Origin of the sequence: Micromonospora mangrovicola (assembly GCF_047200535.1) — a bacterium.
Classification (GTDB): Bacteria; Actinomycetota; Actinomycetes; order Mycobacteriales; family Micromonosporaceae; genus Micromonospora.
Genome location: NZ_JBJZOG010000042.1, coordinates 1 through 24,816 on the forward strand (window position 1 = coordinate 1; position 24,816 = coordinate 24,816).

Below are 24,816 nucleotides of genomic sequence, written 5' to 3' on the forward strand. Positions count from 1 at the left end.
CCGTCCCGCCCGTCCCGCCCGGCCGGCGCCGCCCGTCCCGCGCTCGCCCTTCTGCTCGTGATCCAGCCGGCTCGCGGCAGGTCGTGGATTCCGGAAAGTCGGAGGCCACGGCCTGCGCCAGGCGGTGACCATGACTGCCTGCCGGTGCGTGGTGCTCTTCGTCGCCTCGGCGGAGCCAGCGCGGCGTACCTGACGGTCAGCGAGATCTTCCCGATGGAGACCCGGGCCATGGCCATCGCGGCGTCGCCTCCGTCATGATCGTCGGCGGCCCGGTCGCGCTGGCCCTCGGCGTCAAGGCCGAGGGGAAGTCGCTGGAGGAGCTCGCGACCCCGCTCAGCGCCGAGCACGCCGGCATTCCGGCGCCGCGCGGCACCCCGGCGCCGGCCGCCGGCTGACCGCCGTCGACGCCGCCCCGGCCCGTCCGGGCCCGGCGGCGGCGTCGCCCTGCCCGGAGGTGCGCACCGCAGAAACGCCCCGGGCGGCACCCAGGGGGCGGGGGGAGGTCAGGGGAGGGGGCAGGGGTCGCGCCAGGCGTCCAGGGCGCGGTCCTTGCGGATGGAGGCGAAGCCGTAGCCGACCGTGGTGACGCAGAACCCGGCCGGGTCGCCGGTGTACTCGACGTGGAAGACCGGCTTGTGCGCGTCGGCGAAGGGCAGCAGCTTGCCGCACTCCCGACGGCGGACGCACTCCTGATTGACCGCGAAGTCGAAGTCGGGCGCCAGCGCGGCGACCTGCGGAACGTCGTCGACCAGCCCGGGGGAGAGGTCCAGGGAGCGGGCGAGCCTGGCCAACCGCCGGTTGAACAGCAGTTGGTCGTCGAAGCCGAGCGGGAAGCCGGACTGGTGCAGGTAGCCGTCGGCGTCGTCCAGCGCCACCGCGCCGAAGCCCTTGCCCCGGCAGAGCCGGAGCCGGTCGGCGAGCACCGGCGCCAGCGAGTCCCACCGGCGTACGTCGAGCCACCGGCTGCCGGACCGGCCCGCCACCGGCGCGCCGCGCACGTCCGCCGGGAACCGGTCGACGTCCGGGTCGTCGGCCGCGTACGACCCGACGCGTACCTGGCACACCAGCCGGCGGTCCCGGGCCCGCAGCGCGGCGGTCTCGGTGGAGGTGGTGTGCACCGGGTCGAGCAGGAAGACGTCCGCGTCGGCCGCGACGTCCAGCGGGCCGGTGAGCTGCCACTGCCACTGCCACTGGCGGCTCAGGGCCGTCGGCCACGGGGTCGGTGCCCCGGGTGGGACGAGCTGCTCCCGACAGCCGGGCACCGGGCCGAGTAGCAGCACGGTCAGCAGCGCCGCCACGCCCCGCCCCGGCCCACGTCGGCGGACGTGGGCCGGCCGGGGGAGCGGCACGGCCCACGTCCGCCGGATCCGCATCGACAGCTCCCGGGTCGCGGGCGGCTACCTGCCGCCCCCTGACCGGTACGCCGAGCGGACCGGCGCGCCGGCCCGCGGCCGGCACCTGCCGACCGGGTCGGCGTACCTCACCCGGTCAAACGAGCGCGGGCCCGGTGACGACGCGCGATTCAGCGCGGGGTTCCGAAGTCCTGGGTCCAGTACGGCCCGTTGCTCCGCGCCACGCCGACGCCGATCTCGGTGAACGAGCAGTTCAAAATGTTCGCCCGGTGACCCGGGCTGTTCATCCAGGCGTCCATGACCGCGGCGGGCGTCTGCTGGTTCCAGGCCACGTTCTCGCCGTACGCCCGCCAGGCGTAGCCGACCTCGTCGAGGCGGTCGCCGACGTTGCTGCCGTCGCTGCCGTCGTGCGACATGGTCTTGTGGTCGGCCTGGTCCTGGCTGTGCCGCTGGGCGGCCAGCATGAGCTTGTCGTCGATGGTCAGCGCCTTGCAGCCGGCCTTGGCCCGCTCCTTGTTGACCAGGTCGACGACCTCCTGGAGCTCGGCGGTGATGCCGTTCGACGTGGTGGTCCCGGCACCGGTGCCGCTCGGCACGGAGCTGCGTTGGAGCTGCCGGGACGGGGCGGTGGTCCGGCTGGACTTCGGGGTGGCGGTCCGGGTCGGGCTCGGCCGGAGGCTGCTCGGTGAGGTGCTGGGGGAGGGGGCGGCGAGCGAGTCGGCGGGGGTCTCGGTGTCCGGGGCGGCCGGGGCGGCGGCGATCGCGCCGCCGGCCGAGGTCGGCTCGGTCTGTTCGTCGCTGCCCGGCAGCATCAGCGCAGCCACTCCCAGACTCACCACGAGGGTCGCCGCGGCGGCGGCCCCACCGATCACCAGGGGACGCGGAAAACCGCGCTTCTGCCGGTGCCGGCCGCGCTCTCCGGCCGGCTCGTCGGTGACCGGCTGCCAGGCAACCGTCGGCTGCTCCCCGGTGCCCCGCTCGTACGGGTGCGGCGGTGGGTACGCGGCGGTGTGGTCGGCGGCCGGGGCGTACCCGGTCCGGTCGTCCATCGGGGTGAGGTACGCGGTCCGGTCGGGCCCGGTCGGGGCGCTGCGCCGCGGGGAGTCCGTCGCGTCGACCCGCCAGACGTCGGTCGGGGCGTCGGCCCAGTCCGGGGCCGGCTGCTCCGGCTCGTCACCGAACAGGTAGGACGACCGCGGTCCGGGCCGGTCGGTGAGCCAGGCCGGTTCCTCGTCGGTCGGCTGCTCCCGGCGGCGGGGAACGTCACCCGGTTCGCTCGGGTCGGTCCAGCGGTACACGCCTGTCCCCTCCACGGGTCGGTTGTAGGCCGGGGTGACGCTACGTGTGCGCCGTGAACTGCGGCAACCTGGCTAAGAGAGAGTTAAGGGGAACCCGACACCGAGGGTGAGGCGTTCACACATTTCCGGGCGTACAGTTATGTCGTCCGGACAGAGCGTGTCCGCGCCTCACGGCAGCCCCCCGGCGAGTGGACCGGCCGACATCGAGATGATCTACGGCCTGCGGGAACTTGACGAAGGAGGGGGGTTCGGCTCAATATATAGGTGTCGCCAGTCGCGCCCAGTCATGCCCGGATTTTGCCCGGGGTGACAGCCGCGAACCAATGGGCGCGCGTTGGCCGGCCTTTCCGGCAGCGCATATCAAGGAGTCAGCATGGCGAAGGCCCTCTACGGCCACGTAGGTGCAGCGCCCGACCGGCGCCTGCTCGACGAGGTCACCCGGCTGCGTGCCAGGGTCCAGGCACTGGAGTTCGAGATCACGCGTCTGCGTGCCGACAACGATCGGCTGGCGGCGGCTGCGGCGGAGGCTGACGACCTCCTCCGGCTGGCCGAGCCCGCACTGACCTGATCTCCGGTCCTCGGGAAAACTGAATAGCACCACACGAAAAGCGCGCCGACACCGCAGTGCCGGCGCGCCGCTTTGTGTGTTGTCTTTTTGTTTTCCGGGCCGTTCCTTCCGATCTTGGACGGCGCGGCGGAATTGCACGCCGGAAATTATGATCTTGCGCTTTCCGGCCGCTCGTCAGGGCGACCGGAAAATCGGACACTCCCGGCGTGGGGTGGGTCGAGTACCGGTGTTCCCGACCGCGGGTTAGTCTGCGGGTTCACCAGGTCCGCGCAGCCGGCGACGGTACGGCGGCCACCGGACGAGGATCGAGAAGGTGCATCTCAAGAGCCTGACGGTGAAGGGGTTCAAATCCTTCGCCTCCGCGACGACGCTGAAGCTGGAGCCCGGGATCACCTGTGTGGTGGGCCCGAACGGCTCCGGCAAGTCCAACGTCGTCGACGCCATCGCCTGGGTGCTCGGCGAGCAGGGTGCGAAGGCGCTGCGCGGCGGCAAGATGGAGGACGTCATCTTCGCCGGCACCGCCGGGCGGGCGCCGCTCGGCCGGGCCGAGGTCACCCTCACCATCGACAACACCGACGGCGCACTGCCGATCGAGTACACCGAGGTCTCCATCACCCGCCGGATGTTCCGCTCCGGCGAGAGCGAGTACGAGATCAACGGTGACTCCTGCCGCCTGCTCGACATCCAGGAACTGCTGTCGGACTCCGGCATCGGCCGGGAGATGCACATCATCGTCGGGCAGGGCCGGCTCGACGGGATGCTGCACGCCAAGCCCGAGGACCGGCGGGCGTTCATCGAGGAGGCGGCCGGCGTCCTCAAGCACCGCAAGCGCAAGGAGAAGGCGCTGCGGAAGCTCGACGCGATGCAGACCAACCTCAACCGGCTCACCGACCTGACCGCCGAGCTGCGCCGCCAGCTCAAGCCGCTGGGCCGGCAGGCCGAGGTGGCCCGGCGGGCCGCGGCCATCCAGGCCAACCTGCGCGACGCCCGGCTGCGCCTGCTCGCCGACGACCTGCACACCCTGCGCACCACGCTGGACAGGGAGATCGCCGACGAGACCGCGGTGCGCGAGCGGCGCGAGCAGATCGAGGCGGAGCACACCGAGGTGCAGGCCCGCCTCGGTGAGCTGGAGGCCGCCCTGGCCGAGGACGCCCCACTGCTCGCCGCCGCTCAGGACACCTGGTACAAGCTCTCCGCCCTCCAGGAGCGGTTCCGCTCCATCGAGCAGCTCGCCCGGGAACGGCTGCGCCACCTCAGCGCCACCCCGGACGACGAGCGCCCCGGCCGCGACCCCGACCAGCTCGAGGCCGAGTCCCGGCGGGTCCGGGAGCAGGAGGAGGAGCTGCGCGCCGCGCTCACCGAGGACCAGATCCGGCTCGCCGAGGCGGTCGAGCACCGGCAGGAGCTGGAACGGCAGCTCGCCGCCGCCGAGCGGGAACTGGTCGCCGCCGCCAAGGCCATCGCCGACCGGCGGGAGGGGCTGGCCCGGCTGACCGGCCAGGTCAACTCGGCCCGCGCCCGGACCACCAGCGCCGGCGAGGAGATCGAACGGCTCGCCGCCGCGCACGCCGACGCGCTCGCCCGTGCCGAGAAGGCCCAGGCCGACCTCGACGCGGTCGCCGAGCAGTCCACCGAGGCGGACCGGGACAACGCCGACCTGGACACCCGGCACGCCGAGGCCGTCGCCGCCCACGAACAGGCGCAGGCCACGGTCCGCAGCCTCTCCGACGCCGAGCGTGCCGCCGAGAAGGACGCGGCCACCTGGAAGGCCCGGGAGGAGGCGCTCGCCCTCGGCCTGCGCCGCAAGGACGGCACCGGGGCCCTGCTGGCCCGGGCCGACCAGGTGCCCGGCCTGCTCGGCGGCCTCTCCGGGCTGCTCACCGTCGCCCCCGGCCACGAGGCGGCGCTCGCGGCCGCGCTCGGCGGGCTCGCCGACGCCGTCGCGGTCAGCGGCGTGGACGAGGCCGTGGAGGCGATGCGGCTGCTGAAGATCTCCGACGCCGGTCGGGCCGGCCTGCTGGTCGGCAGCCCCGCCGGGCCCGGCATGGACGGCCCGGCCGACGCGCTGCGCCCGAAGCTGCCCGCCGGTGCCCGCTGGGCGCCCGACCTGGTGGAGTGCTCCACCGAGATCCGCCCGGCGGTGCACCGGGCGCTGCGCGACGTGGTGCTGGTCGACGACCTCGGCGCGGCGGCCGAGCTGGTCGCCGGCAACCCGGAGCTGCGCGCGGTCACCCCGGACGGCGACGTCGTCGGGGCGTACGCGGCGGCCGGCGGGTCGGCCAAGGCGCCCAGCTTCATCGAGGTGCAGGCGGCCGTCGAGGAGGCTCGGGCCAACCGGACCGCCGCCGAGCAGGCCAGCACCGAACTGCGCGAGCAACTGGTCGAGGCCCGCGCCGTGGTGGCCGCCGCGAAGGAGGCCGTGCAACACGCCGCCGCCGCCAAGCGGGAGGCGGAGAGCCACCGCAACGCCGCCGCCCGCCGGCTCGCCGAGCTGGGCGCCGCCGCCCGCTCGGCCAAGGCGGAGACCGACCGGCTCGGCGACTCCCGGTCCCGGGCCGAGGCGGCCCGGGAACGCGACCTGCAGGCCCTCGCCGAGCTGGAGGAGCGGCTGCGGCTGGCCGAGGCCACGCCACTCGACGCCGAACCGTCCACCGAGGAACGCGACCAACTCGCCGCGATGGTGCCGCACGCCCGGCAGAACGAGATGGAGGTCCGGCTCGCCGTGCGTACCGCCGAGGAGCGGGTCTCCTCGATCGCCGGCCGGGCCGACTCGCTGGCCCGGCAGGCGAACGCCGAGCGGGCCGCACGGGAGCGCGCCGCAGCCCGGCGCGCCGCCCGCACCCGCGGCGCAGAGATCGCCCGGGCCGTGGTCGGCGGGGCCCGTGAGGCGCTGACCCGGCTCGGCGGGTCGATCGTGCGGGCCGAGGAGCACCGCGACGAGGTCGCCCGCGAGCGGGCCGCCCGGGAGGCCGAGCTGTCGGAGGTACGCGGCGCGGCCAAGCGGCTCGGCGCCGAGCTGGAACGGCTGACCAGTCAGGTGCACCGGGACGAGGTGGCCCGCGCCGAGCAGCGGCTGCGCATCGAGCAGCTGGAGGCCAAGGCCGCCGAGGACTTCGGACTCGACGTCGACACCCTGGTCGCCGAGTACGGCCCGGCGCAGCTCGTCCCGCCCACCCAGGCCGATGTCGCGCTGGCGGAGAAGGAGGGCCGGCCGGTGCCCGAGCCGGTCCGCTACGAGCGCCCGGTGCAGGAGAAGCGGGCCGCCAAGGCGGAGCGGGAGCTGGCGCTGCTCGGCAAGGTCAACCCTCTCGCCCTGGAGGAGTTCGCCGCGCTGGAGGAGCGCTACAAGTTCCTCTCCGAGCAGTTGGAGGACCTCAAGGCCACCCGGCGTGACCTGCTCACCGTCGTCAAGGACGTGGACGACCGGATCCTGGAGGTCTTCGCCAGCGCGTTCGAGGACACCGCCCGGGAGTTCGAGCAGGTCTTCACCGTGCTCTTCCCCGGCGGCGAGGGGCGCCTGGTGCTCACCGACCCGGAGGACCTGCTCACCACCGGGGTGGAGGTGGAGGCGCGGCCGCCGGGCAAGAAGATCAAGCGGCTCAGCCTGCTCTCCGGCGGTGAGCGGTCGCTGACCGCGGTGGCCATGCTGGTCGCGATTTTCCGCGCCCGGCCCAGCCCGTTCTACATCATGGACGAGGTGGAGGCGGCCCTCGACGACGTCAACCTGGGTCGCCTGATCACGCTGCTGGCACAGCTACGGGAGAAGAGCCAGCTGATCGTGATCACCCACCAGAAACGGACCATGGAGATCGCCGACGCGCTCTACGGCGTGACCATGCGCAGCGGCGTCACCCAGGTGATCAGCCAGCGGCTCAACCGGGCCGACGACGGGCAGGAGAAGAACGAGTGAGTCGGGAACGTGCGACGGCGCTCCTGGTGGACTTCGACGGCGTGCTGCGCCGCTGGGACCCGGCGGTGGCCGCCGGCGTGGAGCGGGAGTACGGGCTCACCGAGGGGGTCCTCGGCGAGATCGCCATGTCCTGGGGGCTGCTCCAGCCGGTGCTCACCGGTCAGGTCAGCCACGCCCAGTGGATGGCCAGCGTGGCCGACGCGCTCACCCCGTCGGTCGGTGACCCCGCCCGGGCCCGCGCCGCCGTGGACGAGTGGCAGCGCTACCGGGGCGAGGTCGACGAGGACGTGCTGGCATTCATCCGCGAGGTACGCGCGGCCGGCATCCGGGTCGGGCTGGGTACCAACGCCACCGACCTGCTCGACGTCGACCTGGCCGCGCTCGGCCTCACCGACGAGCTGGACGTGGTGGTCAACTCCTCCGTGGTCGGAGTGAACAAGCCGGCGAAGGAGTACTTCCAGACGGCCTGCGAGGCGCTGGAGACCCCGCCGGCGCGGGTGCTCTTCACCGACGACGAGGACCGGGCGGTGGCCGGTGCCCGGGTGGCCGGGCTCTCCGCGCACCGCTGGTCCGGCCCGGACGACCTGCGCTACCTGCGCGCCGCGCTGGCCTACTGACCGGTCCGGCACCCCGCGGTGGTGGCGGCCGGGCCCGCCGCGGTGCCACCACCGCGCCGGACGGATCAGGCCCCGGTTACCCCGTCGATCCGCTCCCGGATCAGGTCGGCGTGGCCGTTGTGCCGGGCGTACTCCTCGATCATGTGGACGTACACCCAGCGCAGGTTGAAGGTGCGCTTCTTGGCGCCGACCTCGGTGAAGGTCTCGTCCAGGCCACGCCCCGCCGCAGCGGCCCGGGCCAGCTCGACCTCCCGCCGGTACGTGGCGAAGTCGGCCTCGGCGTCGGCGGTGCTGACGTCGTGGTCGGCGTCCGGATGCTCCGGGGTGAAGTACGGGTAGTCGACCCGTTGGCCGGCGAAGTTCTCCCGGAACCACCAGGCCTCCACCTCGGCCATGTGCCGGACCAACCCGAGCAGGGTCAGCGCGGAAGGTTCGACGCTCGCCGTGCCCAACTGCTCGGCGGTCAGCCCGGCACACTTCATCAGCAACGTCTGCCGGTGGAAGTCGAGCCAGCTCTCCAGCATGGTGCGCTCGTCGCCGACGGTGGTCTCGGGGGTCCGGACGATCTCCGGGGCTCTCCAGGTCATGCGGGCCATCCTGGCCGGGGATCCGGGCGATCCGCGACCGGATATCAGGGCACCACCACGACCGGCCAGCGGCCGGTGCGCACCAGCCGGGTGGCGACCGAGCCGACCAGGCGGTGCCCGGCCTGCTCGGACGACCCGACCACCACCAGGTCCGCGCGGTGCTCGTCGGCCGCCGCGCAGAGTTCGGCGTAGGCGTCCCCGCGCCGGCACAGGAAGGTCACCGGCAGGCCCAGTTGCTCGGCCCCGCGCCGGCACTCGGCGCGCAGCTCGGCGGCCAGCTCGTCGTGGGTCTGCTGAACCGCCCCGGCCACCACGCCGGACATGATCCCCGCGTACGGGGCCGGTGCGCTGACGAAGACCACGACCAGCCCGGCTCCCTGCCGGCGGGCCAGCCCCGCCGCGTACGAGGCGGCCCGCAGCGAGGTGCGGGTGCCGTCCACCCCGACCAGCACCACCCGGGGCCCGTCCGTGCCGCGCTCGAACGGCAGCGGGCGGTGCTCCGGGCCGTACTCCTCACGTTCGACAGAGGCGCTCATCGGTTCAGTCCCGCGCGCCGGTGCGCACCACCGCGGCCGTTCCGCCGGCGGCGACGATCGACTCCCGCTCGACCTCGGCGGAGATCGCGTCGCCGATGTGCCGGCGCAGGGGAACCTCCTTGATGAGGACGACCGCGATCAGGGCGACCAGCCCGAACGGGGCGGCGGCCAGGAAGATGTCCCCGGCCCCGTGCCCGTACGCGGACTCGACGACGGCCCGGATCGGGGCGGGCAGGGCATGCACGTCGGGCAGGCTGCCGCCACCGGAGGAGGTGGCCTTGATGCCCAGCCCGGCCAGCCCGTCGGCGATGTAGTCCTTGACCTTGTGGCCGAGCACCGCGCCGAGGGCGCTCACGCCGATCGCGCCGCCGAGGCTGCGGAAGAAGGCGACCACCGAGCTGGCCGCGCCGAGCTCGTGCGTGCCGACGGTGTTCTGCACGGCGAGGACCAGGTTCTGCATGGTCATGCCGAGTCCGAGGCCGATCAGCGCCATGAAGATGCTGACCCGCCAGTACGGGGTGTCGGCGCGCAGCGTGCCCATCGTGGCGAAGCCGGCGGTGAGCAGGGCCGAGCCGGTGACCAGGTACCGCTTCCAGCGGCCGGTGCTGGTGATGATCCGGCCGACCACGGTGGAGGCCACCAGCAGGCCCATGATCATGGGCAGGGTCATCAGGCCGGACATGGTCGGGCTCTCGCCCCGGCTGATCTGGAAGTACTGGCCGAGGAAGACCGAGGCGCCGAACATGCCCACGCCGACCGCGATGCTGGCGATCACGGCGAGGGTGATGGTCCGGTTGCGGAACAGGCGGGGCGGGATCATCGGCTCGTCGACCCGCTGCTCCACCCGGATGGCGAGCGCGCCGAGCAGCAGCGCCCCGACCACCATCACGGCGCTCTGCCAGGAGATCCAGTCGTACTTGTCGCCGGCCAGGGTGATCCAGATGAGCAGCAGCGAGACGGCCGCGGTGATCAGGGTGGCGCCCCACCAGTCGATCTTCACCGAGCGCTTCACCACCGGCAGGTGCAGGGTCTTCTGGAGCACGACCAGGGCGAGGATGGCGAACGGCACGCCGACGTAGAAGCACCAGCGCCAGCCGAGCCAGTCGGTGTCGACGATGACGCCACCGATCAGCGGGCCGCCGATGGTGCCGACGGCCATGACCGCGCCCAGGTAGCCGCTGTAGCGGCCGCGCTCGCGCGGGGCGATCATCGTCGCCATGATCACCTGGGCCAGCGCGGTCAGGCCGCCCGCGCCGACGCCCTGGAGCACCCGGCAGGCGATGAGCTGTCCGGTGGACTGGGAGAGGCCGGCCAGCACCGAGCCCAGTACGAAGATCGTCAGGGCGAGCTGGACCAGGATCTTCTTGCTGGTCAGGTCGGCGAGCTTGCCCCAGATCGGGGTGGTCGCGGTGGTCGCCAGCAGGGTGGAGGTGACCACCCAGGTGTACGCGGACTGGCCGCCGTGCAGGTCGGTGATGATCCGCGGCAGCGCGTTCGAGACGACCGTGGAGGAGAGGATCGCGACGAACATGCCCAGCAGCAGGCCGGAGAGCGCCTCCAGGATCTGCCGGTGGGTCATGCCGACGGCGGTCGCCCGGGTGGGCGCTGTCGCCTGGGTCATCGGGGGGTGCCTCCACAGCGATGTCGGGGAGAAGAGGGTTGCCTCGGGCAACCGTATGGCTTGGTTGCCTCAAGCAACAACCGGACGTGGCGTAGCTCTATTCCCCGGCCCGGCCGCAGGTCAGAAGGTCTCGTTGAACTTGTGCATCAGCCGGGCGAAGTCCTCGACGTCCTGCTTCGGCCAGCTTTCGAGGTTGCGCCGGATCTGTCCGAGCCGGGCCGCGCGGGCGGTGTCGAACCGCCGGGTGCCCTCCTCGGTCAGGCTGAGCTGGGCGGCCCGGCGGTCGGTGGGATCCGGGTCCCGGCGGACCAGGCCCAGCGACTCCAGCCCGTGGATCTGCCGGCTCAGGGTGCCCTTGCCGATGCCGAGCTGCGCGGCCAGGTCGGTCAGCCGGATCGAGCCGGACCGGCGCAGCCAGAGCAGCAGCCCGTAGGTGTTCGGCTCGAGGTGGGGATGCACCTCCCGGGCGATCTCCCAGGACAGCGCGCGGCCGCGGCGCAGCAGCGCGGTCAGCTCGTGCTCCACGGCGCGCAGCGTTTCCGGCAGGTGATCGTCCACGGAGGAGAGCGTACTCAGGATTCCTCGCTGAGCCGCTGCCGCGCCACGGTGCGCAGGTGACCGTCGTCGGTGGTGCCCTCGATCAACACCTCCGCCGCCCGGCCCCGGTGGGTCAGCGTGGCGATTGCGTTGCCGAAGTACGGCCCGGCCAGCTTCTTCCAGCGCACGAACGGCCGGCGTACCCCGGCGGAGCGGGCCAGGGCCCGGGTGGCGGCGGCCGGCCCGGGGTTCCAGCCGAGCGTCATCAGCGGACGTACCGCCGCCGGCACCTGGTTGTGGATCGGCGAGCAGGTGAGCTGGTGCACCGGGGTGCGCACGTCCCGGGCGGCGAACCGGGCCCGGGCCACGTACGAGTGGTGCACGTCCCCGGAGAGCACGCTGATCGACGCCGGCGCGGCGTACGCCGGGCCCGCGCCCACCCGCGCCCCCGGCTCGGCCACCCGGCCGCTGCCCAGCCGGGCGAAGAGCTCCCCGAGAGCGTCGAACGAGCGCCGGAACGACGCCCAGTGCTCCAGGTCCATGGCCCGGCGCAGCTGCTCGGAGACCTTCGCGATCCAGGGGCGGCGGGAATCGGCGAGCTTCTCGTTCCACGCCTCGACGTGATGGATGCCGGGCGGCAGCAGCCAGGGCAGCGAAGCACCGACCACCAGGTGGTCGTAGACGCCGTGCGCCCGGTCCACGACCCAGGACCACTCGCCCGGCGGCAGCATCGCCCGGTTGTTCGACTCGAGCACCCGGCTGGACCGGTTGTCCAGCATCACCAGGCGGGTCCGCCCCAGGTCGAGGGCGTAGCTCCACTGGTACTGCACGGCCCGCCAGCGCTCCGTGTCGTGCGCGACGTCGGCCTCCTTGTCGACCCGCTCGCCGAACTCGTGCAGCACGCCCGTGGCATCCTCGGCCGCCGTCACCTTGGCGTACACCGGGTCGGCGGCGATCTCGTCCGGGGCGAGGTTGCCCAGGTGCTGGTAGACCCAGTAGGAGGCGAGCCCGCTGCGGATCCGCTCCGCCCACCACGGCTGCCGGCGCATGTCCGCCCGCCACGACGCCGAGGTGTTCCAGTCGTCGATCACCTCGTGATCGTCGAAGATCATCACGCTCGGCACGGTGGAGAGCAGCCAGCGGATCTCCGGGTCACGCCACGACTCCAGGTAGAGCTTGGTGTACTCGTCGAAGCTGACCACCTGGGTCGCCGGGGCGTCCTTCGGCCGGCGCCGGCGCCGGCGGAGCAGCTTGCGCACGGTCGGCGAGGTGACGTCGGCGTAGACCTGGTCGCCCAGGAGCACCAGCAGGTCGGGCCAGGCGGCCGGATCGGGGTCGGCCATCAGCCGCCGGGCGTACGCGTCGAGCGCGTCCGGGGGCAGCTTGCGGGCGGTCGCGTGCTGGGTGGTCTCCCGGCACGAGCCGAAGATCAGGTTGACCGGCTGGTCCCGGTCGTCCGCCACCCGGGTCCGGATCACGCTGGCCGGGAAGCCGCTCTCCGGCATCGGCCAGGCGACCTCGTCGTCGATCAGCACCTCGTACGGGCTGGTGCTGTCCGGGGTCAACCCCTCCACCACCACGATCGCGTAGTGGTGGTCGTACGCCGAGAAGGTGGGCGCGCTGCCCCGGGCGCCGTCGGCCGTGCGGACGGTGACCACCGCGGGGGCGCTGGTCTCCACCCAGACGGTCGCCCGCGTGCCGACGACCCGCCGCAGCAGCGGACCGATGAGCAGGCGGGAACTGGGCACGGGGCACCTCCGAGGAATGAACGTTCGGCCTTCTCCTACCCGGTCGGCGGTCGCGGCACGCCGGCCTGCCGCGAGCGTACCCGCAGCTTGTTCACGTGCCGAGGCGGTGAGTGGGACGCCGTCGCCGGCATCTGACAGGATTTCGGGCATGAAGGAATACCTCCTCGTCGTACTCGCCCTGCTCGGCGTGCTGATCATCGGCGGCCTCAGCCTGGTGGTGCCGCGGCTGCGCCGGCGCCCCGAGCCGCCGCTGCCGAAGACGGAGGTCGAGACCCGGGCCGAGGAGGACCTGGCCGGCCCGCCGGTCGAAGCTCCGGAGTCGGATCTCGCCACCGGCGTGCTGGTCGAGCCCCCGCCGGTGGTCGAGGCGCCGGTGCCCACCATCGAGGTCCCCGAGCCCACCGCCGGCCGGCTGGTCCGGCTGCGCTCCCGGCTGTCCCGCTCGCAGAACGTCCTCGGCAAGGGCCTGCTCGGCCTGCTCAGCCGGGAACACCTCGACGAGGACACCTGGGAGGAGATCGAGGACAGCCTGATCACCGCCGACGTCGGCATCGACGCCACCCGGGAGATCGTCGACCGGCTCCGCGAGCGGACCCGGGTGCTCGGCACCCGCACCGCCGGTGAGCTGCGCGCTCTCCTCGCCGCGGAACTGGTCAACGCGCTCGATCCGACCCTGGACCGGTCGCTGAAGACCGCCCCGAAGGTGGACGTGCCGGCCGTGGTGCTGGTCGTCGGGGTCAACGGCGCCGGCAAGACCACCACCTGCGGCAAGATCGCCCGCGTGTTGATCGCGGACGGGCGGACCGTGCTGCTCGGCGCGGCCGACACCTTCCGGGCCGCCGCCGCCGACCAGCTCGAGACCTGGGGCGGCCGGGTCGGCGCGGAGACCGTCCGCGGGCCCGAGGCCGCGGACCCGGCCAGCGTCGCCTTCGACGCGGTCAAGCGGGGCATCGACACCAAGATCGACACCGTGCTGGTCGACACCGCCGGCCGGCTGCAGAACAAGGTCGGCCTGATGGACGAGCTGGGCAAGGTCAAGCGGGTGGTGGAGAAGCACGGGCCGATCGACGAGACCCTGCTGGTGCTCGACGCCACCACCGGCCAGAACGGGCTGGAGCAGGCCCGGGTCTTCACCGAGGTGGTCAACGTGACGGGTGTGGCGCTGACCAAGCTCGACGGGACCGCCAAGGGTGGCATCGTGATCGCCGTGCAGCGCAAGCTCGGCATTCCGGTCAAGCTGGTCGGCCTCGGCGAGGGTCCGGACGACCTGGCCCCGTTCGATCCGGCACAGTTCGTCGACGCGTTGCTCGGCACCGAGCCGCTCGCCCGGGACGCGTAGCCTCGACGTGACGACTGACGATCGCGCCTACGCGGGGTGGCGCGACCCCAGCCACCACCTGGCGCCGCGCCTCGGGAGACCGTACGTGACTTCGCAGGAGATCCCGCTGCACGGCGGGAACGTGAGCACCGTGGTCCGGGTCGGGGACACGGTCCGGCGCAACGCCGGTCCCTGGACCCCCTCGGTGCACGCCCTGCTGCGCCACCTGGAGTACGTCGGCTTCACCGGCGCCCCCCGCGCCCTGGGCATGGACGAGCGCAACCGGGAGGTCCTGTCGTACCTGGAGGGGGAGTGCGGGGAGTACCCGCTGGCCCCGCACTGGGTCACCGACGAGGCCCTGGTCACCGTGGCGACCATGCTGCGTATGTTCCACGACGCCCAGTACGGCTTCACCCCGCCGCCGGGGGCGGTCTGGCGCTCGTTCGGCCCGCCCCCGCCGGACACCGAGGTGATCTGCCACCACGACGCCGCCCCGCACAACGTGATCTGGCGCCCCGACGGCACGCTCGGCCTGATCGACTTCGACCTCGCCTCGCCCGGCGCCCGGATCTACGATGTGGCGTACGCGGCCTGGACCTGGGTGCCGATCTTCTCCGACCGGGACTCCATCACCCTCGGGTGGAAACACCCGGACCGGCCGCGCCGGCTGCGGCTCTTCGCCGACGCGTACGGACTCATCCCGCGGGACCGGCACCGGCTGATCCGGACCATCCGCAAGCGGATCGTCGACCACGTCGAGGGCATCCGCCGGATGGCCGCGGCCGGTGAGCCGGCGTTCGTCCGGATCGTGCACAAGGGTCACCTCCGGCGACCGATGCGCGACCTGCGGCTGCTCGACTACGAGCGACACGCCCTGGAGTACGCGCTCCGCTGACTGACCCCCCATCGGACGGAAGAGTGGCCGGTTCCTCGTCGGAACGGTCACTCTTTCCGTTTTTTCCGATCGTGACCGGCGTACTTCACACGCCGGAAACAACCCGTCACGTGTCGGAAATCGAGCGGTGTCGGTGAAGGAAACAGCCGCCGAGCAAGCTTCCGCGCAACCGGCTGACGGGCGATGCTGCCAGGTCTCAGTCGGAGGGAGGAATACGACACCGAGAGGAGGCAGCGTGGAGATCGATACCGGGAACACTGCCTGGCTGCTTGTTTCGACTGCGCTCGTGCTGCTCATGACGCCCGGTCTGGCCCTGTTCTACGGCGGCCTGAACCGATCCAAGGGCATGCTCAACATGATGATGATGAGCTTCTCGTCCATCGGGCTCATCAGCATCCTGTGGCTTTTCTACGGCTTCACCGTCGCCTTCGGCGAAGGCGGCAAGCTCTGGGGTGACCTGGGCCAGTACCTGGGCACCAAGACGTTCGTCGGCGAGAGTGACCTGTGGGGCGAGACCGGTATCCCGCTCTACGTCTTCATCGCCTTCCAGATGATGTTCGCCATCATCACCGTCGCCCTGATCAGCGGCGCCCTCTCCGACCGGACGAAGTTCGCCGGTTGGCTGGTGTTCGCCGCCGGGTGGGCCACGCTGGTCTACTTCCCGGTCGCCCACATGGTCTGGGGCGGCGGCCTGATCGGCGGCAACATCGGCGCCCTCGACTTCGCCGGTGGAACGGCGGTGCACATCAACGCCGGTGCCGCCGCGCTCGCCCTGGTGCTGGTCCTCGGCAAGCGGGTCGGCTGGCCCCGGGAGAGCGCCAAGCCGCACAACGTGCCGCTGGTCGCGCTCGGCGCCGGTCTGCTCTGGTTCGGCTGGTTCGGCTTCAACGCCGGCTCGGAGCTGACCGCCGACGGGGTCACCGCGCTGGCCTTCATCAACACCCAGGTCGCCACGGCCGCCGCGCTGCTCGGCTGGATCGTGGTGGAGTGGGTGCGTGACGGCAAGCCGACCCTGGTCGGGGCCTCGTCCGGCGCCGTGGCCGGCCTGGTCGCGATCACCCCGGCCTGTGCCTTCATCACCCCGGCCGCATCGGTGCTGCTGGGTCTCGTCGCCGGTGCGGTCTGCGCCCTGGCCGTGGGCCTGAAGTACCGGTTCGGCTACGACGACTCCCTCGACGTGGTCGGCGTGCACTTCGTCGGTGGCTGGATCGGCTGCCTGTGGATCGGCCTGTTCGGCACCGCCTCGGTCAGCTCGCTGGTCGCCAGCGACGGGCTGCTGGTCGGTGGCGACGCCACGCTGCTCGGCAAGCAGGCGCTCGGCGCGCTGATCGTCACGGTCTACTCCTTCGCCGTCGCGTACGGCCTCGGCCTCGTGATCGACAAGACGATCGGCTTCCGGATCTCCGCCGAGGCGGAGGTCGACGGCATCGACGTCGCCGAGCACGCGGAGAGCGCGTACGACCTGTCGCCCACCACGGGCAGCAGCGGCGGGGCGTTCGCGATGGCCGGGATCGGCGCCACGAAGCCGGCTCCGGAGCCCACCGACGGGGCCGAGGAGCCCGCCGCGCCCGTCAGCGAGAAGGTCGCCGGTTAACGTTCCAGGGATGGAGGGGTTGGACATGAAGCTGGTGACCGCGGTCATCAAGCCGTACCAGCTGGACGCGGTGAAGGAGGCCCTGCACGCCCTCGGCGTGGCCGGCCTGACCGTCAGCGAGGTCCAGGGCTACGGCCGGCAGAAGGGGCACACCGAGGTCTACCGGGGTGCCGAGTACACGGTCGAGTTCCTGCCCAAGATCCGGGTCGAGGTGCTCACCGACGAGATGGACGTCGACAAGATCGTCGACGCCATCGTGGGCGCCGCCCGGACCGGCAAGATCGGCGACGGCAAGGTCTGGGTGACCGGAGTCGAGGAGGTCGTCCGGGTCCGCACCGGCGAGCGCGGCCTGGACGCCCTGTAGGGAGCACGCATAGATGACCTCGTTGACCACGACCGACGCGTCAGGACACCCCGGCAACGGTGACGCGGGCCTCGTGGTCAACGAGGTCGTCGGCGTTCCCGCCGGGATCGGCACCGAGGCCCGGGCCCGCCGGGCCGACGTGCTCGACGGCTGGCTTCGGTCGATCTTCCCGGCCCGGCCGGGGATCGCCCTGATCGCCGTCGGCGGGCTCGGCCGCCGGCAGTGCGCCCCGTACGGGGACCTCGACCTGGTGCTGCTGCACGCCGGGGTGCCCGGCACCGACGAGTTGGCCGCCTCGCTCTGGTACCCGATCTGGGACGCCGGACTGCGGCTGGACCACTCCGTACGCACCGTCGCCGAGGCGCTCTCCGTCGCCCAGGACGACGTCAAGGTCGCCCTCGGCCTGCTCGACGCCCGCCACGTGGCCGGCGACCGGGCCCTGGCCGACCAGCTCATCCACACCGCCACCGACCACTGGCGGCGCACCGCGGTCCGGCAACTGCCGAGGCTGCGGGAGATCACCGCCGCCCGCTGGGAGACCCACGGCGAACTGGCCTTCCTCCTCGAAGGCGACCTCAAGGAGGCGGCCGGCGGGTTGCGGGACGTGGGCATCCTGCGGGCCATCGCCACCGCCGGAGTCACCGACGCGCTGCGCCCGGCCGTGCACGCCGCCCACCGCCGGCTGCTGGACACCCGGGACGCCCTGCACCAGCAGGTCGGCCGCCGGGTCGACCGGCTCGTCGCCCAGGAACGCGACGGCGTCGCGGCGCTGCTCGGGCTGCGCGGATCCGAGGCCGGCGGGGACGTCGGCGACGGGGACGCGCTGCTGCGCCGGATGGCCGGGGACGCCCGGACCGTCAGCCACGCCCTCGACGACGCCTGGTGGGCCGCCGACCGGCTCCGCTCCGGCCGCCGCCGGGGCGCCGACGGCCGACCGGTGCGCCGGCCGGTCGCCCGGGACGTCGTCGAACACGACGGCGAACTGGTGCTCGCCCGCACCGCCATCGGCGCCCGTCCGGACCCGAGCCTGTCGCTGCGGGTCGCCGCCGCCGCGGCCACCACCCGGCTGCCCATCGCCCGGGCCACCTGCGAGTGGCTGGCCGCGTACTGCCCGCCGTTGCCCGCGCCCTGGCCGCCGGCCGCCCGGGCCGCCCTGATCACCCTCCTCGGCGCGGGTCCCGGACTGGTGCCCGCCTGGGAGACCTGCGACCGGTACGGCCTGATCGACGGCTGGCTGCCCGAGTGGACCCGGCTGCGCAGCCTGCCCCAGCACAACCCGGTGCACCGGTTCACCCTCGACCGGCACCTGGTGCAGACCGCGTACGAGGCCAGCCGGCACACCCGCGACGTGGACCGGCCCGACCTGCTGCTGATCGGCGCGTTCCTGCACGACATCGGCAAGGGTCTCCCCGGTGACCACAGCACGGCGGGCGCGCCACTGGCCGAGGCGGTGGCCGCCCGGATCGGGCTGCCCGAGGCCGAGGCGGCGCTGATCGGCACCCTGGTCCGGCTGCACCTGCTGCTGCCCGACGTGGCCACCCGGCGCGACCTGTCCGACCCGAAGACCGTCGCCGCGGTCGCCGGGCAGGTCGGCGACACCACCACCCTGGAGCTGCTGCACGCCCTGGTCCGGGCCGACGCCGCCGCCACCGGGCCGGCCGCGTGGTCGGACTGGAAGGGACGGCTGGTCGCCGAACTGGTCGCCCGGGTGCGGACCGCGCTGGACACCGGGGAGGTGCCCGCCCCGCCGGCCCCCGACCCGGCGCTGGTCGCCGGGCCGCTGCCGGTCGTACACCTCGGGGAGGACCGGGTGTCGGTGGCCGCGGCCGACCGGCGCGGCCTGCTCGCGACGGTCGCCGGCTGCCTGGCCCTGCACCGGCTGGAGGTGATCTCCGCGGACGCCTCCACGGTCGACGGCCGGGCCCTGGTCGAGTGCCGGGTGCAGCCCCGCTACGGGCTGGCGCCCGACCCGATCCCGCTCACCGCCGACCTGCGCCGCGCGGTCACCGGCGACGTGTCGGTCACCCAGCGGCTGCGCGGCCGGGCCCTCGCCGCCCGCGGCCAGGGCGCCGCCCCCCGGGTGGTCTGGCACCGGGAAGCGGCCACCGACGCGGTGCTGCTGGAGCTGCGCGCCGCCGACGCCGCCGGGCTGCTGTACCGGGTCTCCTGCGCCCTCGACGAGGCCGGCGCGCAGGTGCGGGCGGCCCGCATCTCCACCCTCGGCGGGAACGTGGTGGACACCTTCTACCTGGTCGGCGGGTGGCCGTCGGACGCGGAACGGGACCGGATCGAGGCCGCTGTGCTGGCCGCCGTCTGAGCCGGCTACGTCCGTCGACGTAGACCGGCAGCCGCCGCACGGGCGACGCGCCGCGGCCGCGCCGGCGGCACCCTCGGGGCATGAACCTGCCAGTGCAGACCGAAGGGCTCACCAAACGGTACGGCGGCCTGACCGCAGTGCGGGACCTCAACCTGACCGTCCGGGCCGGGGAGGTGTACGGCTTCCTCGGCCCCAACGGCGCCGGGAAGACCACCACCCTGCGCATGCTGCTCGGGCTGGTCCGCCCCGCCGCCGGTACGGTACGGCTGCTCGGCCGCCCGTCCGGCGCCGGCCGGCTGAGCGGCGTCGGGGCGCTGATCGAGGGGCCGGCCTTCTACCCGTACCTCTCGGGGCGGGACAACCTGCGCGTGCTGGCCCGCTACGCCGGGGTGGGCGCCGACCGGGTGGCGCTGGTGCTCGACCTGGTGGACCTCACCGACCGGGCCGGCGACCGGTACGCCGGGTACTCGTTGGGCATGAAGCAGCGGCTCGGGGTGGCCGCCGCCCTGCTGAAGGACCCGCGCCTGCTGATCCTGGACGAGCCGACCAACGGACTCGACCCGGCCGGCATGGCGGACATGCGCACGCTGATCCGCCGGCTCGGCGCGGGCGGGTGCACCGTGCTGGTCTCCAGCCACCTGCTCGGCGAGGTCGAGCAGTTCTGCGACCGCGTCGGGGTGATCTCCCGGGGGCGGCTGATCGCCGAGGGGACCGTCGCCGAGCTGCGCGGCACGGCCGGGCTGCGGGTGCTCGCCGCCCCGCTCGACGAGGCGGTGGCGCGGACCCGGGAGCTGGTCGGCGCGGACCGCGTCCGGGTGGTCGACGGCGGGCTGGAACTGGCGGTGCCGCCCGAGCGGGCCGCCTGGCTCAACGCCGAGCTGGTCTCCGCCGGGGTCGCCGTCCGTGAGCTGCGCCCCCGGCAACGGGACCTGGAACAGATCTTCTTCGACCTCATCGAGAAGGGAACGGTCGATGTCGGGTAGCCTCCGCGCCGAGACGATCAAGCTGGTCCGCCGGCCGGCGAGCTCGCTGCTGCTGGCCATCACGCTGGCCCTCGCGCTGATCTTCACCTACCTGTTCCCGTACGCCGGCATCGCCGGCGGCACGGACGGGCCGAACGCCGACCGGACCCTGCCCATGCTCCTGCCGGACCATCTGGTCGGGAACTCGCTCGGCGGGCTGCCGGTCTTCCTCGGGTCGATCGTGCTCATCCTCGGCGTGCTCACCGTCGGCGGCGAGTACGCCTGGGCCACCTGGAAGACGGTGCTCACCCAGGGCCCGTCCCGGCTGGAGGTGTACGCCGGCAAGCTGCTCGCCCTCACCGCCGCCGCGCTGACCGTCGTGCTCGCCGTCTTCGCGGTCGGGGCGGTGGCCAGCGTGCTCATCGCGGTCGCCGAGTCCCAACCGGTGCGCTGGCCCGGGCTGGGCGACCTGCTCACCGGGATCGGGGCGGGGTGGCTCATCGCGACGATGTGGGCGATGCTCGGTGCCGTGCTCGCCGTCGCCCTGCGGGCGGTGGCCCTGCCAGTCGGGCTGGGCCTGGTGTGGATGCTCGCGGTGCAGAACCTGCTCGCCGCGATCGCCGCGCCCCTGCTCGACTGGGTGGCGCAGGCGCAGCGGGGGCTGCCCGGGCCGAACGCCGGGTCGCTGGCCGCCGCGCTCGGCGCGCCCGGGGACACCCCCGGGGTGGCGGCGACCGTCGGGGGCGGGCAGGCGGCGCTGGTCGTGGCGGCGTACCTGATCGCGTTCGCGGCGGTCGGCGCGGTGCTGCTGCGGCGGCGGGACATCGGCTGAGCCGGGAGCGGGGAGGGGCGCGTGAAGGGGCGGATCGGGTGGAGCGGTGTCGCCCTGGACACCGCCATCGCCCTGGCGCTGCTCGCCATCGGACTGGTCGGCACCGGCCCGGCCGGCGTCAACGCGGGGATCGGCACCGGCCGGGCCACGTACCCGCTGGTCGCGGTCGCCGCGCTGGCCCTCGCGGTGCGCCGGCGCTGGCCGCTGGCCACCCTGGCGGTGGTCGCCGCGGCGACCACCGCGTACCTGCTGCTCGGCTATCCGTACGGGCCGATCCTGTTCTCCTTCGTGGTCGCGATCTACACGGTCGCTGCCTACCGGCAGGTCCGGACCGCCGCGGTGGCCGGGGCGGCCGCGCTGGTGGCGGTGGTGACGCACGTCTTCGTCGGGGCGCGCCCGTTCGGACTGGTCGGCCTGATGCCGGCCGCCGCCTGGGTGGTGGTGCCGTTCGCGGTCGGTACCACCGTGCGGCTGGTTCGGGAGAACTCGGCCCGTGGCCGGGTCGACGAGGCGCGCCGGCTGGCCGACGCGGAGCGGCTGCGGGTGGCCCGGGAGGTGCACGACGTGGTCGGGCACGGGCTCGCCGCGATCCACATGCAGGCCGAGATCGCCCTGCACCTGCTCGCCCGCAAGCCCGAGCAGGCCGAGGCGGCACTCACCGCGATCAGCCGCACCAGCAAGGAGGCCCTCGACGAGCTGCGGGTCACGCTGACGGTGGTACGTCGCGACGAGGCCGCCGACGAACGGGCTCCCGTCCCCGGGCTCGCCCAGCTTTCGCAGCTGCGCGAGCGGCTGGCCGGCGCCGGGGTCCCGGTCGCCGTCGAGGTCGACGGGGTGCCGCGCGCCCTGCCGGTGGCGGTGGACCTGGCCGCGTACCGGGTGGTGCAGGAGGCGCTGACCAACGTGCTGCGCCACGCCGGCCCGGCCAGCGCCACCGTCCGGATCCGGTACGCGCCGGCGGAGGTCGCCGTCGAGATCACCGACACCGGCCGCGGGGCCGCCGCTGCTCCCGCCCGGGCCGGCGGCTTCGGTCTCGCCGGCATGCGGGAGCGGGTCACCGCGCTGGGCGGGTCGTTCACCGCCGGCCCTGCCCCGGCCGGCGGTTACCGGGTGTACGCCACACTGCCGGTGGAGGGGGAGGCCGCATGATCAGGGTGCTGCTCGCGGACGACCAGGACCTGGTCCGGATCGGGCTGCGTGCGCTGGTGGAGAGCGAGGACGACCTCGCGGTGGTGGGGGAGGCGGCCGACGGGCTGCACGCGGTCGAGCTGGCCCGCCGCGAGCGTCCCGACGTGGTGTTGATGGACGTCCGGATGCCCGGCGTGGACGGCATCGAGGCGACCCGGCGGATCGTCGCCGACCCGGATCTGGGCGGCACCCGGGTCGTGGTGCTCACCACCTTCGAGCTGGACGAGTACGTCTTCGACGCGCTCCGGCACGGCGCCAGCGGCTTTCTGACCAAGGACACCCGCCCGGCCGAGCTGCTGCGGGCCATCCGACTGGTCGCCGAGGGGGAGGCGCTGCTCTCCCCGTCGGTCACCCGGCGGGTGGTCCGGGAGTTCGCCACCCGGCCGGCCCGGGTGCCCCGGCCGCATCCCCGGCTCGACACCCTCACCGAGCGGGAGCGCGAGGTGGTCGGGCTGGTCGGCGCGGGGCTGAGCAACGCCGAGATCGCCGAGCGGCTGGTGGTGAGCCCGGCCACCGCGCGTACCCACGTCAGCCGCGCGATGGTCAAACTGGGCGCCCGCGACCGGGCGCAGCTGGTGGTCTTCGCCTACCAGTCGGGCCTGGTCGTCTCCTGATCCGGTCGGGTCGCGACGCCGCCTTGCCTCTTCGCCACGCTACGAACTTGATGGCGTGAACGACTCACATCCGGGCGGCGGGCGGGGCGGCGTGGCGGGACCGCGCGGCGGGGCGGTGGCGCGGCGGCGAGACGGTGGCGCGGCGGCGAGACGGTGGCGCGGCGAGATGGTGGCGCGGCGAGACGGCGGCGCGGCGAGACGGCGGCGGGGCGGTGGTGGCGCGGGGCGGTGGGGCGGGACCGTGCGGCGGCGCGGTGGTGGCGCGGCGCGGGGCTGGGCCGGGAGCGCGGGTGCGGGCGGCGGGCTACCCTAGCGATGGCTGGACAGCCTGCCCGGCCGCCGTAGGCCCGCCGAAAACGACAAACGGGATGTTCGTGTGTTTGACACCTTGAGTGACCGCCTCTCCGGGATCTTCACCAAGCTCCGCGGCAAGGGCCGGCTCACCGACGCCGACATCGACGCCACCGCGCGCGAGATCCGCATGGCGCTGCTGGAGGCCGATGTCGCCCTGCCGGTGGTCAAGGGCTTCATCGCGAACGTCAAGGAGCGGGCCCGGAGTGCCGAGGTCTCCCAGGCGCTGAACCCGGCCCAGCAGATCGTCAAGATCGTCAACGAGGAGCTGATCAACGTCCTCGGTGGCGAGGGACGGCGGCTCCAGTTCGCCAAGCACCCGCCCACCGTGATCATGCTGGCCGGTCTCCAGGGCTCCGGTAAGACCACCCTCGCCGGCAAGCTGGCCCGCTGGCTCAAGGCCCAGGGCCACCAGCCGCTGCTGGTCGCCGCGGACCTCCAGCGCCCCAACGCAGTCGGGCAGCTCCAGGTGCTCGGTGGCCGCGCCGGCGTCGAGGTGTACGCCCCGGCGCCCGGCAACGGCGTCGGCGACCCGGTGCAGGTCGCGCGCGACTCGATCGAGCACGCCAAGCGGGCCGCCCGGGACATCGTGATCGTCGACACCGCCGGCCGGCTCGGTATCGACGCCGAGATGATGCAGCAGGCCGCGGACATCCGCGACGCGGTCCAGCCCGACGAGGTCATCTTCGTCATCGACGCGATGGTCGGCCAGGACGCGGTCCGCACCGCCGAGGCGTTCCGCGACGGCGTGGGCATCACCGGTGTGGTCCTGTCCAAGCTCGACGGCGACGCCCGCGGCGGTGCCGCGCTGTCGGTCCGCGAGGTCACCGGTCAGCCGATCCTCTTCGCCTCCACCGGCGAGAAGCTGGAGGACTTCGACGTCTTCCACCCCGACCGGATGGCCAGCCGGATCCTCGGCATGGGCGACGTCCTCACTCTGATCGAGCAGGCCGAGGCGGCCTTCGACGCCGATCAGAAGGAGAAGATGACCGCCAAGCTGATGGGCGGCGAGACCTTCACCCTGGAGGACTTCCTCGACCAGCTCATCGCGGTCCGGCGGATGGGCCCGATCGCCAACGTGCTGGCCATGATGCCCGGCATGGGGCAGATGAAGGACCAGCTCGCCGAGCTGGACGACAAGCACTTCGACCGGGTCACCGCGATCATCCGGTCGATGACCCCGGCCGAGCGCACCAATCCGAAGATCATCAACGGCTCCCGGCGGGCCCGCATCGCCAACGGTTCCGGCGTCACCGTGATGGACGTCAACCAGCTGCTCAACCGCTTCGCCGACGCGCAGAAGATGATGAAGCAGATGGGCGGCATGATGGGGCTGCCGGGTGGTGGGCGCCGCAAGGCGACCAAGTCGCCCAAGAACAAGCGCAAGGGCACCAAGGGCGGCGGTCGGCCGCGTACCGGCGCCGGGGTGCCGGGCGGCTTCCCGGGCGGCATGCCGCAGCTCCCGCCCGGCCTCGACCCGGGCGACCTGGCCGGGGGTCAGGGCCTGCCGCCGGGCTTCCGGCTCCCGAAGATCGACTTCAACAAGCTCGGCAAGGGCGGGGACAAGGGTCCCCGCTGACCAGGTACGCCGACGGGGCCCGGCCGGA

Annotated in this window: 21 protein-coding genes; 14 read left to right on the top strand and 7 right to left on the bottom strand. The window is 73.5% G+C overall.

Annotated elements, in window-relative coordinates; all coding sequences use genetic code 11:
- Nucleotides 1-254: 254 nt before the first annotated feature.
- Nucleotides 255-395, top strand: coding sequence for a hypothetical protein (locus ACL02O_RS18230; RefSeq protein ID WP_412819289.1), 141 nt, complete (start codon nucleotides 255-257; stop codon nucleotides 393-395).
- 108 nt (nucleotides 396-503) lie between these two features.
- Here ACL02O_RS18230 and ACL02O_RS18235 read toward each other — a convergent pair whose 3' ends face one another.
- Together ACL02O_RS18235 and ACL02O_RS18240 are read right to left on the bottom strand one after the other, a co-directional pair.
- The gene (locus ACL02O_RS18235; RefSeq protein ID WP_412819290.1) at nucleotides 504-1,373 is read right to left on the bottom strand and encodes an endo alpha-1,4 polygalactosaminidase; all 870 of its coding nucleotides are present in this window, start codon (nucleotides 1,371-1,373) and stop codon (nucleotides 504-506) included.
- 149 nt (nucleotides 1,374-1,522) lie between these two features.
- A complete protein-coding gene (locus ACL02O_RS18240) occupies nucleotides 1,523-2,665 on the bottom strand; it encodes a CAP domain-containing protein (RefSeq protein ID WP_412819291.1) in 1,143 nt (380 codons plus the stop codon).
- Between the two features lie 358 nt (nucleotides 2,666-3,023).
- Between ACL02O_RS18240 and ACL02O_RS18245 the strand changes: the two genes are divergently transcribed.
- The 3 genes from ACL02O_RS18245 to ACL02O_RS18255 all read left to right on the top strand — a co-directional run bounded on the left by ACL02O_RS18245 (nucleotide 3,024) and on the right by ACL02O_RS18255 (nucleotide 7,745).
- On the top strand, nucleotides 3,024-3,218 hold the full coding sequence (locus tag ACL02O_RS18245; RefSeq protein ID WP_007456482.1) for a hypothetical protein: 195 nt from the start codon (nucleotides 3,024-3,026) through the stop codon (nucleotides 3,216-3,218).
- 313 nt (nucleotides 3,219-3,531) lie between these two features.
- Complete coding sequence (gene smc / locus ACL02O_RS18250; RefSeq protein WP_412819292.1) at nucleotides 3,532-7,128, top strand: chromosome segregation protein SMC; 3,597 nt, start codon at nucleotides 3,532-3,534, stop codon at nucleotides 7,126-7,128.
- Nucleotides 7,125-7,745 carry an HAD family hydrolase gene (locus ACL02O_RS18255; protein ID WP_412819293.1) on the top strand — a complete coding sequence of 207 codons (621 nt, stop codon included), beginning with the start codon at nucleotides 7,125-7,127 and terminating at the stop codon, nucleotides 7,743-7,745. Before smc ends, ACL02O_RS18255 begins: the two co-directional genes overlap by 4 nt.
- Before the next feature lie 65 nt (nucleotides 7,746-7,810).
- Here the strand turns inward: ACL02O_RS18255 and ACL02O_RS18260 are convergent, their stop codons facing one another.
- The 5 genes from ACL02O_RS18260 to ACL02O_RS18280 all read right to left on the bottom strand — a co-directional run bounded on the left by ACL02O_RS18260 (nucleotide 7,811) and on the right by ACL02O_RS18280 (nucleotide 12,774).
- A complete protein-coding gene (locus tag ACL02O_RS18260; RefSeq protein ID WP_412819294.1) occupies nucleotides 7,811-8,332 on the bottom strand; it encodes a DinB family protein in 522 nt (173 codons plus the stop codon).
- 44 nt (nucleotides 8,333-8,376) lie between these two features.
- The gene (locus ACL02O_RS18265; protein ID WP_412819295.1) at nucleotides 8,377-8,868 is read right to left on the bottom strand and encodes a universal stress protein; all 492 of its coding nucleotides are present in this window, start codon (nucleotides 8,866-8,868) and stop codon (nucleotides 8,377-8,379) included.
- Nucleotides 8,869-8,872: 4 nt separating this feature from the next.
- On the bottom strand, nucleotides 8,873-10,489 hold the full coding sequence (locus ACL02O_RS18270; RefSeq protein WP_412819296.1) for an MDR family MFS transporter: 1,617 nt from the start codon (nucleotides 10,487-10,489) through the stop codon (nucleotides 8,873-8,875).
- Between the two features lie 120 nt (nucleotides 10,490-10,609).
- Nucleotides 10,610-11,047, bottom strand: coding sequence for a MarR family winged helix-turn-helix transcriptional regulator (locus ACL02O_RS18275; protein ID WP_412819297.1), 438 nt, complete (start codon nucleotides 11,045-11,047; stop codon nucleotides 10,610-10,612).
- A 14-nt stretch (nucleotides 11,048-11,061) separates the two neighbouring features.
- Nucleotides 11,062-12,774, bottom strand: a complete 1,713-nt coding sequence (locus ACL02O_RS18280) for an alkaline phosphatase D family protein (protein WP_412819298.1) — start codon at nucleotides 12,772-12,774, stop codon at nucleotides 11,062-11,064.
- 148 nt (nucleotides 12,775-12,922) lie between these two features.
- Here ACL02O_RS18280 and ftsY point away from each other — a divergent pair, with 148 nt between their 5' ends.
- The 10 genes from ftsY (at nucleotide 12,923) to ffh (ending at nucleotide 24,788) form a co-directional block, all read left to right on the top strand.
- Nucleotides 12,923-14,113 (top strand): signal recognition particle-docking protein FtsY, encoded by a 1,191-nt coding sequence (gene ftsY, locus ACL02O_RS18285; RefSeq protein WP_412819299.1) that lies wholly within the window; start codon nucleotides 12,923-12,925, stop codon nucleotides 14,111-14,113.
- A 7-nt stretch (nucleotides 14,114-14,120) separates the two neighbouring features.
- The gene (locus ACL02O_RS18290) at nucleotides 14,121-14,987 is read left to right on the top strand and encodes a phosphotransferase (protein ID WP_412819300.1); all 867 of its coding nucleotides are present in this window, start codon (nucleotides 14,121-14,123) and stop codon (nucleotides 14,985-14,987) included.
- 235 nt (nucleotides 14,988-15,222) lie between these two features.
- The gene (locus ACL02O_RS18295) at nucleotides 15,223-16,581 is read left to right on the top strand and encodes an ammonium transporter (RefSeq protein ID WP_412819301.1); all 1,359 of its coding nucleotides are present in this window, start codon (nucleotides 15,223-15,225) and stop codon (nucleotides 16,579-16,581) included.
- A 25-nt stretch (nucleotides 16,582-16,606) separates the two neighbouring features.
- Nucleotides 16,607-16,945, top strand: coding sequence for a P-II family nitrogen regulator (locus ACL02O_RS18300; protein WP_013284578.1), 339 nt, complete (start codon nucleotides 16,607-16,609; stop codon nucleotides 16,943-16,945).
- Nucleotides 16,946-16,958: 13 nt separating this feature from the next.
- Nucleotides 16,959-19,262: a [protein-PII] uridylyltransferase gene (locus ACL02O_RS18305; protein WP_412819302.1), complete on the top strand. Its 2,304-nt coding sequence runs from the start codon at nucleotides 16,959-16,961 to the stop codon at nucleotides 19,260-19,262.
- Between the two features lie 80 nt (nucleotides 19,263-19,342).
- Nucleotides 19,343-20,245, top strand: coding sequence for an ABC transporter ATP-binding protein (locus tag ACL02O_RS18310; RefSeq protein ID WP_412819303.1), 903 nt, complete (start codon nucleotides 19,343-19,345; stop codon nucleotides 20,243-20,245).
- Nucleotides 20,235-21,056: an ABC transporter permease gene (locus tag ACL02O_RS18315; RefSeq protein ID WP_412819304.1), complete on the top strand. Its 822-nt coding sequence runs from the start codon at nucleotides 20,235-20,237 to the stop codon at nucleotides 21,054-21,056. Before ACL02O_RS18310 ends, ACL02O_RS18315 begins: the two co-directional genes overlap by 11 nt.
- A 21-nt stretch (nucleotides 21,057-21,077) precedes the next feature.
- The gene (locus tag ACL02O_RS18320; protein WP_412819305.1) at nucleotides 21,078-22,205 is read left to right on the top strand and encodes a sensor histidine kinase; all 1,128 of its coding nucleotides are present in this window, start codon (nucleotides 21,078-21,080) and stop codon (nucleotides 22,203-22,205) included.
- Nucleotides 22,202-22,858, top strand: a complete 657-nt coding sequence (locus ACL02O_RS18325; RefSeq protein WP_412819306.1) for a response regulator transcription factor — start codon at nucleotides 22,202-22,204, stop codon at nucleotides 22,856-22,858. The genes ACL02O_RS18320 and ACL02O_RS18325 overlap by 4 nt, the downstream gene beginning before the upstream one ends.
- A gap of 376 nt (nucleotides 22,859-23,234) precedes the next feature.
- Complete coding sequence (gene ffh / locus ACL02O_RS18330; RefSeq protein ID WP_412819307.1) at nucleotides 23,235-24,788, top strand: signal recognition particle protein; 1,554 nt, start codon at nucleotides 23,235-23,237, stop codon at nucleotides 24,786-24,788.
- Nucleotides 24,789-24,816: the final 28 nt, after the last annotated feature.